Origin of the sequence: Pedobacter miscanthi (genome assembly GCF_003315595.1) — a bacterium.
Taxonomy (GTDB): domain Bacteria; phylum Bacteroidota; class Bacteroidia; order Sphingobacteriales; family Sphingobacteriaceae; genus Pedobacter; species Pedobacter miscanthi.
In genome coordinates this window covers 317,593-328,326 of the sequence record NZ_QNQU01000004.1, presented here as the reverse complement: position 1 = coordinate 328,326, position 10,734 = coordinate 317,593, and the positions used below count along the sequence as shown (strand labels likewise).

Here is a 10,734-nt window from a genome sequence, read left to right as displayed (position 1 = left end):
TGGCACCATCCGTTTGGGATTGCAAATGTAGTGTTCTTTTTTCAAAAGCAAAACTTTTTTTCAATTATTTCAGCGTTACTCTGATTATCAATTAATTAATTTTTCAGCGTTTAGAAAAACTGCCCTAATCATAGCTTAGAATGAGTACAAACAAACAATTTTATTATTTTTTTTATGCATGCATAGTATTTTTTTGATATTAATATCCTAATTTAGCGTAAACAATCTAATATTGCATGGTGGCACAGATCCTCTTTCTAGTACTAACACTTGCAGCAATTGCGCTGTTTACCGTTAACTTGCGTAAAATAATTCGCAATATCCGCTTAGGAAAAGCGGTTGATCGTAAAGATCAGCCACAAAAAAGGTTAATGACCATGCTGCGCGTAGCCTTTGGTCAGTCTAAAATGGTGGTACGCCCTATCCCAGCCTTTCTGCACTTTTTTGTTTACATCGGTTTTGTAATAATTAATCTCGAAGTACTCGAAATTATGATCGACGGATTATTTGGCACCCACCGTATTTTTAACGGTTTAGGCGGTCTGTATAACTTCTTAATCGGTTCTTTCGAAATCCTGGCTTTTACAGTTTGGGTTTCGTGTGCTATTTTTCTGGTGCGTAGGAATATCATTAAACTTAAACGTTTCAGCGGTGTAGAAATGAAAAGCTGGCCAAAATCAGATGCCAACTACATCCTGATTACCGAAATTTTATTAATGAGTGCTTTTTTACTTATGAATGCAGCCGATGCCAAACTACAGCTTTTGGGCGTTAGCCATTATGTTAATGCAGGTGCATTTCCGGTAAGTCAGTACTTAATGAACATTCTTCCTTCTTCTGAGGGCGCATTAATAATTGTAGAACGCAGCTGCTGGTGGTTCCACATTATCGGTATCCTGGCATTTTTAAATTACCTGCCTTACTCAAAACATTTCCACATTCTGTTCGCCTTTCCAAATACCTATTTTTCTAATCTCGAACCAAAAGGCGAATTTACCAATATGGCATCTGTTACCAACGAGGTAAAGGCTATGCTCGATCCTTCTTTCGTTCCGGCAGAAACCGAACCTGGTAAATTTGGCGCAAAAGACGTGACGGATTTAAGCTGGGTAAACCTGATGAATGCCTACACATGCACCGAATGCGGCAGATGTACTTCGGTTTGTCCGGCAAATATTACCGGCAAACTTTTATCGCCACGTAAGATTATGATGGATACCCGCGACCGCATTACAGAAGTGGGACAGAACATCGATAAACATGGTGCTGATCATCAGGATGGAAAATCTTTATTGGATGATTACATTAGCAGGGAAGAAATCTGGGCCTGTACCAGCTGTAATGCCTGCGTAGAAGCCTGCCCGGTAAATATCGATCCTTTGCAGATTATTATGGAACTTCGCCGTTACGCAGTGATGGAAGAATCGCAGGCTCCGGGTAGCATTAATGCCATGCTGGGAAACATTGAAAATAACCAGGCACCATGGAAGTATTCTCCTGCCGATCGTTTTAACTGGGCACAGGAAAGTTAGCAATCAACAGTTTTCAGTTTGAATTAAATAAAATAAGTTACGCCAGGTCTCTATATTTGATACTCAACTTAATACTTGATACTCGATACTTAACACTAGACAACAGACAAATGGAATTTAAAGTCCCTACAATGGCCGAATTAATGGCCGCAGGTGAAGAACCAGAGATATTATTTTGGGTTGGATGTGCAGGAAGCTACGACGAGCGGGCACAGAAAATTACCCGTGATATATGCAAGATCTTACATCATGTAGGCATAAAATATGCAGTTTTAGGAACGGAGGAAAGCTGTACCGGAGATCCGGCTAAAAGAGCGGGCAACGAATTCTTGTTCCAGATGCAGGCCATGACCAATATAGAGGTTTTGAATGCATATAACATTAAGAAAATCGTAACCGGCTGTCCGCATTGTTTTAATACCATTAAAAATGAATATCCTGGTTTAGGCGGTACTTATGAAGTAATCCACCATACACAACTCATCCAGGATCTGATAAACGAAGGTAAATTGAAAGCCGAAGGCGGCGAAAGTTTCAAAGGCAAGAAAATCACTTATCACGATCCATGTTATTTGGGCCGTGGCAATGGAATTTACGAAGCACCAAGAAAAGCCTTAGAAGTGCTGGATGCGCAACTGGTAGAAATGAAACGCTGCAAAAGCAATGGTTTATGCTGTGGTGCTGGTGGTGCACAGATGTTTAAAGAACCGGAAAAGGGAAATAAAGACATCAATGTAGAACGTATTGACGAAGCATTGGAAACCAATCCACAGTTTATTGCAGCGGGTTGCCCGTTCTGTATGACAATGCTGAGCGATGGCATTAAATTAAAAGATAAAGAACAGGAAGTTAAAGTGCTTGATATTGCGGAGATTACAGCAAGGGCAAATGGATTGTAAATTGCTTTAATTAAAACGGTCGTCACCCTGTCCCGAACCATCGGGATCTGGGTCTTTCATGCTTAAAAGATGCTGAGATAAATTCAGCATGACGAATCGATCTGACTAACCTAGTCGAAGTAACCCTTAATCCTCCGATTTCACTTCTGTTTTAGGTATCTCAGCGGGCGGTAGTTTTACTATCCTTTCCAGGTTATTCCTGATCAGGTTTAAATCTTCCGCTTCCATATTTTTTACCGGAATAATAATCTGTGTAGCCATCGAATCAACATCGCCTCCCCTATCCTTATAAGTTTGCACAATTACATCGTCACTTTTGGTATGAATGTATAATTTCCCTGAAACAGTGGTGCCATAATAATCCATATCTTTAAATTTTGCCAGCTTAAATGCGAAATACTCTGTTTTACCGTTATTATAGTAACGCTTATAACGGCAAAAACCAGTGTTGGTAACATTTAATTCGTAACGTTTTACCTGGCTGCTTTCCTGTGCATTATCATAATGATCAACAAATGTTTTTTGCAGGTAACCAGTATATTGTTCGAGGGTTTCGGGATCGGAAAAAGCGCATAAAAACATACAGAAAGCCGAAACAAGGGATATTTTCAAGCAGAGTGTAAACTTTTTCATCAGGTTAGCGTTTTAAACACAGCAAATTAATTAAAATCATAAATTTGTATATGAGTTTTTCTCCACAATCAAGAGTTTGGATCTACCAAAGCGATCGCAAGTTTACTTCTACCGAAGAAAATGAGATCCTGAACAAATTAGCAGCTTTTACCAACCAATGGAAAGCCCACGGAAACGAATTGCTTGCAAAAGCAGAAATCCGTTATGGTTTTTTCATTATCATTACCGTTGATGAAAGCCAGGCAGGGGTTACCGGCTGCTCTATTGATAGCTCTGTAAGGCTCATCAAAGAAATTGAACAGGAATATCACGTTGATCTTTTTAATCGTTTCAACATGGCTTATAAAGTAAACGGAGAAGTGGTGGTAAACAATAAAGAAGATTTCGAAACCCTGGTCAATATTAAACAGGTAACACTAGAAACCATTGTATTTAACAATATGGTGCAAAACCTGGCAGAACTCGAAACCAAGTGGGAAGTTCCCTTCCAGAACAGCTGGCATTCTACCGTTTTCGCGCACCTATTATAACATGTTCATCGTAGATTTAAAATATATTGTTCCATTAGAAGAACTGGACGGGTATATGAAAGCACATGTTCAGTTCTTAAAGAATACTACGATGCAAATATTTTTGTTGCTTCGGGGCGAAAAGTACCCCGTACAGGCGGCATTATTTTAGCGTTGGCCAAAGATGAAGAAGCCTTAAAAAAGATCCTCATGGAAGACCCTTTTTATACCCGCCGATTGGCCGATTATACCATTACACAGTTCCTCACTTCTCAATATCACCCTGATCTGGAGCTACTTTTAGGATAAATATACCTAAAACCTATAGCGCTAAAACTGATATTTTTCTTTACCTGCCAAACAATTAGCAATCAAAAAGCATTATATTGTTAAATCAAACTAATGTGTATGAAGCGCTGGCTCAAAATCTCTTTAAAAATCATATCGGTTTTTGTTATCCTGATTATATTAACCTGGCTGGCCGGGGCATTTTATATCAGCAGGAACAAGAAAGAAGTATTGGCTTCTATCCTCTCACAGCTGAATAAAAATTTAAACGGAAAAATTACGGCTACCAGTATGGAACCTACGCTCCTGAAGAGTTTTCCGGGTGTTTCTGTATCATTAAATGGCGTTTTATTGAGGGATAGTTTATGGAACCAGCATAAACACGATCTTTTAAAGGCACAGGATATCGATGTATCCTTAAATGTACTTTCGCTCATTGTGGGCAACATCAACATTAAACAAATTGCCATTAATAATGCCTCAATCTATATCTATACCGATTCTACCGGGTATAGCAATACCAGTATTTTTAAAAGCAAACCTAAAACCGATGATAAAAAGTCGTCGCCAAAATCTTCTGCACTGGAGGTAAAAAAGATTGATTTCAACAAAGTAAGTTTAATACTCGATAACAAAAAAAGGTTTAAACTGTTCAATTTTGATATCGACCAGATCCAGGGGAGGATGGAATATCCGGATAGCGGCTGGACAGGCAAAATTAAACTGAATACCAAGGTAAACAGCTTTGCTTTTAATACGCGCAAAGGAAGTTTTTTAAAAGATAAAACCCTGGGCGGAACGCTTGTTGCACATTATAGCCGCGATTCGGATGCAGTAATCTTAAACCCCGAAATTTTAAACATTGGCGGGCATCCTTTTAAGATTGGTGCCAAAATAGATCTTTCCAAATCGGCCTTTGCCATCAGCATTGCTGTTGATGACATTTTATTCAGGGACGTGGCTTTACTTCTTTCGCCCAATATTTCATCCAAATTATTAAAATTCGGCATCGAAAAACCGATCGATATCCGAGGAAATATTATCGACGATGGATCGGGAAAATATGGAGATCCTTTGATCAAGGTCGGCATTACTGTGAGAGACAATATTGTTTCTATCCCTGCCGGAAAATTAACAGCCTGTAATTTTGATGGCTCTTTTACCAACCGCGATACAGTTGGCGGCATAATCGGTGATGAAAACTCTTCGATCAAATTTCATAAACTTACAGCCAAATATTTCAACGCACCCCTGAAGATCGATACTTTTACGGTAAACAACCTGGCCAGGCCCATTGCTACCGGACTGGTTACTTCACAATTTCCATTATCCAACTTAAATAATTCGCTGGGTACAAACGATTTCAATTTTAAAAACGGAACGGCCAACCTGAGGTTGTACTGCCAGGCCGATATTGATAATTTTAGGTTTACCAAACCTGTGGTTTCAGGCAAGATACAGATCGCCGATGCGGATATTTTGTATGTACCACGGAACCTTCACCTGGTAAAAAGTGCATTGAACATCAACTTTAACCAGAATGATTTATCTATACAGAACGGACATTTCCAATTGGGTAAAAGTGAGCTAAATGTTAACTGTAGCATTGCTAATTTTGCCAATTTATATTATACCGCACCGGATAAAATATTGGTAAACTTAAAAATGTCGAGCCCACAACTTTATTTAAAAGAATTTTTGCCCTTTTTAGGTCCGAGATCAAGTAATAAACCAAAATCGAGCGGCAACAAAAAAATAGTTTCAAAAGAGTTGAGCAATGTGCTCGAGCTATCCAAAATGAACATCCGCTTAACCGTAGATAAAGCCATTTATGATAATTTTACGGCTAAAAACCTCGATGCTGATATCTCACTCCGTGGTGGTGGTATATTTTTTAATAAAATAAGTGTTGCCCATGCTGGCGGTCAATTATCTTTAAATGGGAATATTGTACAGGAGGCCGCATCGAACAGTTTTAAAATCAATTCGAAAATAAGCCATGTAAGCGTTAAGGATTTCTTTTATTCTTTTGATAACTTCGGACAAAACACCATTACCAACAAAAACTTAAAAGGTTATTTATCTTCACTCGTAAATATTTCGGGCAGGATATCGCATACCGGGAAAATACTTCCGCGGTCGATAAACGGCAGGGTAGTTTTCAACCTTAACAATGCTGCTTTGGTCAATTTTGATCCGATGGTTAAAGTAGGGAAATTTGCATTTGCCAACCGGAATTTATCAAATGTAGAAATCAAAAACCTCGACGGAACGCTCAATATTAAAGGCGATAAGGTAGAAATCAGTCCGATGCAGGTAAACTCCAGTGCCTTAAATTTTAATGTTAAAGGAACTTATGCCCTGGGCCCAGGAACAAATGTAGCCATGGATATCCCGCTGAGAAACCCTAAAGGCGACGAAAACCTCACCAAAGAAGAGAAAAAACAGGCCCGGATGCGTGGCATTGTATTGCATTTAAAAGCCGTTGATGATGAAAAAGGCGGCATTAAAATCAGGTGGAATAAAGATCATGATTAATAGATGTAAGATGGATGATGGAAAGAAACTGTATCTCCATTACCCATTTTACATCAAACATCTTACATCAAAAATCAAGTGGTCCCAGCCTGTTCATATTCCGTAAAATGAGATATTGGCGGTGCCTGATGTATGGGGTGGCATTTTTCGGCGTCCATCTTCTTGGGTTTGGGAAGCAGGATGCGATTAAAGCGGCCTGTTTTTTAGTGAGTTTGGTACACGATTTACCATAATACTCCTGCGATGCGGCTTCGGCACCATAAATGCCATCACCCATTTCGATTACATTTAAATAAACTTCCAGAATCCTTTCTTTGCTCCAGAAAAGTTCGATCAGTAAAGTAAAATAAGCTTCGAAACCTTTTCTAATCCATGACCTACCAGGCCATAAAAACACATTTTTTGCAGTTTGCTGCGAAATGGTACTTCCCCCTTTTACTTTTTTTCCTTTTGCATTGCTGGCAAAAGCCTTTTCAATAGCTTTCATATCGAAACCGATATGTTTTAAAAAGAGTTGATCTTCGGCTGATACCGCGGCCCTTTTCATGTTGTCAGACATGTCATCAAACTTCACCCACTTTTTCTCCGTTTTAAATGGCTTTCCATCTGCTTTACGTTCAATATTACGCAAAACCATTAAAAGTGTTATCGGTGGATTAATGAAACGTAAGGCAATTACCCAAAATACAGAAACCAGTAAAAAATATAAAAATACCTTAGTTGCAATGTTTGTGATCTTTTTTAAAAGCGGATGTTTTGCTTTACTTTTCGTTCTGGTTGTCCGGGTTTTCGCCATAGGCCCAAAGGTAATTAAAGGGATGGAAGATGTAAAATGTTACATGGAAAATGGATGAAGAGAAATACCAATGATCAAAACAATTACCAATAATCAATTTTCAACAACCAATGGTTAACGCCTTGAAATATGTCGCTAACTTTAACATCCTTAAGTCCTTAATGATCAAAAAAATGTAACATGGGAAAACGTGAAATGGAAACTACAATGAAGAAATAATTACCAATAATCAATTTTCAATAACCAATAGTTAAAGCCTAGAAATATGTCGCTAAATCTTAATGTCCCTAATACCTTAATGGTCAAAAAATGGAAAATGGAAAATTATGTTTTTTTGATATCAAAAGCAGAGCGTAAATTAATGCTGCTTCATTTTTATATCTTAGTTTTATGATAAGACTAATTTTCGTTCTTGTATTATCCTTCTGCTTCATTGCGTGCAGAAACTCAAAACCAATAGAACAGATCAAAGCTGCGCCTACAGTTATTATTAACAATAAATTACCCGATTCCAATAAACTAGATACCGCTTACAAGCCACTCATTATTAAAATAGATGGCGCCGATAGCATCAGGATAAAAAGGGTATATTTTGACCATAAGGATTACGATCGTTACCATGAAGCGATATTTCTGAATGATAAACAGATTTATTTAGATACTACACACTATTTTATCTACGAAAGTAAATACAACAGGGTCATCAAAAGCAAAGGTAAAGTGCTGCTTTTTTTGGAAAACGATGGAAGGCCAAACTTCAATTTTATTACAGCTTACTCAATTTCTAAAGATAAAAAGGTAACATTTATTGCAGATTGTGTGTATAACGACAAAAATCAAGGAGGCGGGCCAGCTCCATTTACCGATATTGATCATGACGGGTTTCTCGAATATGGTGGTTTTGACCTTACAGAATTAGCCCAAAATCCCGATTCTATTTACTATAACCCATCCGAATTTTATGAAATTAGAAATGGTATGGTCAAATTCGATAGTTTACTCGCAATAAAAGCAGATATAAGGGAAAATGGAATACACTTATCTAACTTTACGGACAATAGCGGTAATTGCTGTAAAATTATTAAGAAGCCTAAACGATAAATAAAATTTATGATTGACCAATTAAAGAACTAACACAAATACCGCAAATCAAATTAACCAAATGAAAAAACTAAGCTATCTGCTTTTCGTCCTAACTTTATGGGGCTGTAGCACCACCAAAAACATCAATAACAATTCAGAAAAGTGGGTTACACTTTTTAACGGAAAAGATATTAAAGATTGGAATGTGAAAATTCACCACCATGATTATAATGTGAATTATGGCAATACTTTCAAGGTAGTTGATGGTACAATACAGGTTCGTTATGATCAATATGGTGATTTTAATGATCAGTTTGGTCATCTTTATTATAAAACACCCTTTTCTTATTATCACCTCAAACTGAAATACCGCTTTGTTGGCGAACTGCAAAAAGGAGCGCCAGATTACACCCTGCGCAATAGTGGTGTAATGTTTCATTCGCAGGATCCGAAAACAATGCCGAAAGAACAAGATTGGCCAATTTCGATCGAAATGCAGTTTTTAGGTGGCCTAAGCGATGGCCGTCCTCGACCTACAGGCAACATGTGTTCACCAGGTACGGATATTTTTTATCGCGGCAAGTTATATGATGCACATTGTTTAGACTCTAAATCAAAAACATACGATGGCGATCAGTGGGTATCAGCAGAGCTGATTGTAATGGGCGATTCGCTGGTTACACACATTATCAATGGCGATACGGTTTTACAATATAGCACACCGCAGATTGGTGGCGGTGTAGCCAACCGCTACGATCCAAAAATCAAAATCGATGGCAAGGCACTTACAGAAGGTTTTATTGCTTTGCAAAGTGAAGGTCAGCCGGTTGATTTTAAGGATATCCAGATCAAGGAACTGCCACATAACAGCAGGAAAAAATCAAAATAAACATTTTCCGATATCATACGTTACAAGAACATGAAAGTTGCATTAATTACAGGAGGAAGTAAAGGAATCGGTTACGGTATTGCCGAAGCCCTTTTAAAAGAAGGTTACAAAGTAGCCATTACCAGCAGAACAATAGATAGCGCAAACCAGGCAGCAGCCAATCTGGTGGCGCATGGGGATGTACTGGCCATCGAAGCCAATGTTGCCGACTTTAATTCGCAGGAGGCAGCCATTAACCTGATCGTCGAGAAGTGGGGACAACTGGATGTGCTGATTGCCAATGCCGGTGTTGGTCATTTTGCACCGATAGACGAGCTGGATATTAATTTATGGAAAGAAACCATCGATACCAACTTAACAGGTGTTTTTTACAGCATCAAAGCATCAGTTGAAGAAATTAAAAAAAATAAAGGGCATATTTTTACCATTTCGAGTTTAGCCGGAACCAATTTTTTTGCCGGGGGTTCTGCCTACAATGCCAGCAAATTCGGTTTAACCGGTTTTACACAATCGGTTATGCTCGATTTAAGGAAATACGGCGTAAAAGTGAGTACCATTATGCCCGGATCGGTGGCGAGCCATTTTAACGATCATCAGCCTGATAGCGAAAACGATGCATGGAAAATCCAGCCCGAAGATATGGGTAAACTGATTGTTGATCTTTTGGCCATGCCGGCCAGAACCTTACCGAGCAAGGTAGAAATCAGGCCTACCACACCAAAAGGATAGTTAGGATGGAAGATGTGAGATGGATAATGGAAAATGGACTAAACCAATTTCATTATTATCTATAACTCTGGGAGATCACTAATGGTTTCCCAGAGATCACGCAGATTTGATGACTTAGAAAGCATTTCAGTTACTAAAACTTCATCAACCAAACAAAATGCCCTGACTTTGTTACAAGAATAATGGTGAAATGCCCTGACTTTATTACAAGCTAAACTCGTTTTCTAAAGTAGTCGTTTTCCAAATCCGATAGTTATAGGATTTATTTCAGTATTTTCAAGCTAAAAAAGATGCTGAAATAAATTCAGCATGACGATATATTGTTTTTCCATAAAAAAAGTCCCGATTTTCATCGGGACTTTTTATTGATTCTTTAAAAGAATGCTTATTCAGCAACTACTTCGAAAGGAACCTGAACTTTAACTTCTTTGTGTAAGTTTAAGTTAGCAACATATTCGCCAACAAATTTAGGTTCAGTTTCGAAAGTAATACGACGACGGTCTACATCAAAGCCTTGAGCTTTTAATGCTTCAGCAATCTGGATGGTATTAACCGCTCCGAAGATTTTACCGCTTTCGCCAGCTTTAGCACCGATTGATAGTTTAACATCAGTTAAACGCTCAGCAACGCTTTCAGCATCTTTCTTAATTTTATCTTGTTTAAAAGCAGCTTGTTTTAAGTTTTCAGCTAAAACTTTTTTAGCAGAAGAAGTAGCCAGTGCTGCAAATCCTTGAGGGATTAAATAGTTACGGCCATAACCTGGCTTTACTGTAACTAAATCATCTTTCTCGCCAAGGCCTTTAATATCTTGTTTTAAAATAATTTCCATATCTCTAGC

General features: G+C 38.2%; 12 protein-coding genes. 9 read left to right on the top strand and 3 right to left on the bottom strand.

The genetic code is table 11. From position 1 onward, the window contains the following. Positions 1 to 236: 236 nt before the first annotated feature. On the top strand, positions 237 to 1,532 hold the full coding sequence (locus DRW42_RS06790; RefSeq protein ID WP_113948061.1) for a 4Fe-4S dicluster domain-containing protein: 1,296 nt from the start codon (positions 237 to 239) through the stop codon (positions 1,530 to 1,532). A 110-nt stretch (positions 1,533 to 1,642) separates the two neighbouring features. Then, entirely contained in the window at positions 1,643 to 2,431 is a 789-nt protein-coding gene (locus DRW42_RS06785; RefSeq protein WP_113948060.1) for a (Fe-S)-binding protein, read from the top strand. A 126-nt stretch (positions 2,432 to 2,557) separates the two neighbouring features. Here the strand turns inward: DRW42_RS06785 and DRW42_RS06780 are convergent, their stop codons facing one another. Continuing rightward, positions 2,558 to 3,064 (bottom strand): hypothetical protein, encoded by a 507-nt coding sequence (locus tag DRW42_RS06780; RefSeq protein ID WP_113948059.1) that lies wholly within the window; start codon positions 3,062 to 3,064, stop codon positions 2,558 to 2,560. Positions 3,065 to 3,114: 50 nt separating this feature from the next. On the opposite strand from DRW42_RS06780, the gene DRW42_RS06775 reads away from it, so the two are divergent. The 4 genes from DRW42_RS06775 (at position 3,115) to DRW42_RS06765 (ending at position 6,399) form a co-directional block, all read left to right on the top strand. Further along, positions 3,115 to 3,594, top strand: coding sequence for an ABC transporter ATPase (locus DRW42_RS06775; RefSeq protein WP_113948058.1), 480 nt, complete (start codon positions 3,115 to 3,117; stop codon positions 3,592 to 3,594). A gap of 1 nt (position 3,595) precedes the next feature. Further along, positions 3,596 to 3,745 (top strand): hypothetical protein, encoded by a 150-nt coding sequence (locus tag DRW42_RS29210; RefSeq protein WP_244215216.1) that lies wholly within the window; start codon positions 3,596 to 3,598, stop codon positions 3,743 to 3,745. Further along, positions 3,694 to 3,882, top strand: a complete 189-nt coding sequence (locus DRW42_RS29485; RefSeq protein WP_425273470.1) for a YciI family protein — start codon at positions 3,694 to 3,696, stop codon at positions 3,880 to 3,882. The genes DRW42_RS29210 and DRW42_RS29485 overlap by 52 nt, the downstream gene beginning before the upstream one ends. A 99-nt stretch (positions 3,883 to 3,981) precedes the next feature. Then, entirely contained in the window at positions 3,982 to 6,399 is a 2,418-nt protein-coding gene (locus DRW42_RS06765; protein WP_158544290.1) for an AsmA family protein, read from the top strand. A gap of 67 nt (positions 6,400 to 6,466) precedes the next feature. On the opposite strand, the gene mtgA is transcribed toward DRW42_RS06765, so the two are convergent. Beyond that, positions 6,467 to 7,195 carry a monofunctional biosynthetic peptidoglycan transglycosylase gene (mtgA, locus tag DRW42_RS06760; protein ID WP_113948056.1) on the bottom strand — a complete coding sequence of 243 codons (729 nt, stop codon included), beginning with the start codon at positions 7,193 to 7,195 and terminating at the stop codon, positions 6,467 to 6,469. Positions 7,196 to 7,585: 390 nt separating this feature from the next. Between mtgA and DRW42_RS06755 the strand changes: the two genes are divergently transcribed. From DRW42_RS06755 to DRW42_RS06745, 3 genes are all read left to right on the top strand, one after another. Next, positions 7,586 to 8,296, top strand: coding sequence for a hypothetical protein (locus DRW42_RS06755; protein ID WP_113948055.1), 711 nt, complete (start codon positions 7,586 to 7,588; stop codon positions 8,294 to 8,296). A gap of 61 nt (positions 8,297 to 8,357) precedes the next feature. Next, positions 8,358 to 9,167, top strand: coding sequence for a 3-keto-disaccharide hydrolase (locus tag DRW42_RS06750; protein ID WP_113948054.1), 810 nt, complete (start codon positions 8,358 to 8,360; stop codon positions 9,165 to 9,167). A gap of 30 nt (positions 9,168 to 9,197) precedes the next feature. Further along, positions 9,198 to 9,896 (top strand): SDR family oxidoreductase, encoded by a 699-nt coding sequence (locus DRW42_RS06745; protein ID WP_113948053.1) that lies wholly within the window; start codon positions 9,198 to 9,200, stop codon positions 9,894 to 9,896. Positions 9,897 to 10,281: 385 nt separating this feature from the next. Here the strand turns inward: DRW42_RS06745 and rplI are convergent, their stop codons facing one another. Next, complete coding sequence (gene rplI / locus DRW42_RS06740) at positions 10,282 to 10,725, bottom strand: 50S ribosomal protein L9 (protein ID WP_113948052.1); 444 nt, start codon at positions 10,723 to 10,725, stop codon at positions 10,282 to 10,284. Between the last annotated feature and the right edge of the window lie 9 nt (positions 10,726 to 10,734).

Bases quoted from the DNA above. Each gene is read 5' to 3' on its own strand.
- DRW42_RS06790 (WP_113948061.1), top strand. From the start codon at position 237: ATGGTGGCACAGATCCTCTTTCTAGTACTAACACTTGCAGCAATTGCG.
- DRW42_RS06785 (WP_113948060.1), top strand. From the start codon at position 1,643: ATGGAATTTAAAGTCCCTACAATGGCCGAATTAATGGCCGCAGGTGAA.
- DRW42_RS06780 (WP_113948059.1), bottom strand. From the start codon at position 3,064: ATGAAAAAGTTTACACTCTGCTTGAAAATATCCCTTGTTTCGGCTTTC.
- DRW42_RS06775 (WP_113948058.1), top strand. From the start codon at position 3,115: ATGAGTTTTTCTCCACAATCAAGAGTTTGGATCTACCAAAGCGATCGC.
- DRW42_RS29210 (WP_244215216.1), top strand. From the start codon at position 3,596: ATGTTCATCGTAGATTTAAAATATATTGTTCCATTAGAAGAACTGGAC.
- DRW42_RS06765 (WP_158544290.1), top strand. From the start codon at position 3,982: ATGAAGCGCTGGCTCAAAATCTCTTTAAAAATCATATCGGTTTTTGTT.
- mtgA (WP_113948056.1), bottom strand. From the start codon at position 7,195: ATGGCGAAAACCCGGACAACCAGAACGAAAAGTAAAGCAAAACATCCG.
- DRW42_RS06755 (WP_113948055.1), top strand. From the start codon at position 7,586: ATGATAAGACTAATTTTCGTTCTTGTATTATCCTTCTGCTTCATTGCG.
- DRW42_RS06750 (WP_113948054.1), top strand. From the start codon at position 8,358: ATGAAAAAACTAAGCTATCTGCTTTTCGTCCTAACTTTATGGGGCTGT.
- DRW42_RS06745 (WP_113948053.1), top strand. From the start codon at position 9,198: ATGAAAGTTGCATTAATTACAGGAGGAAGTAAAGGAATCGGTTACGGT.
- rplI (WP_113948052.1), bottom strand. From the start codon at position 10,725: ATGGAAATTATTTTAAAACAAGATATTAAAGGCCTTGGCGAGAAAGAT.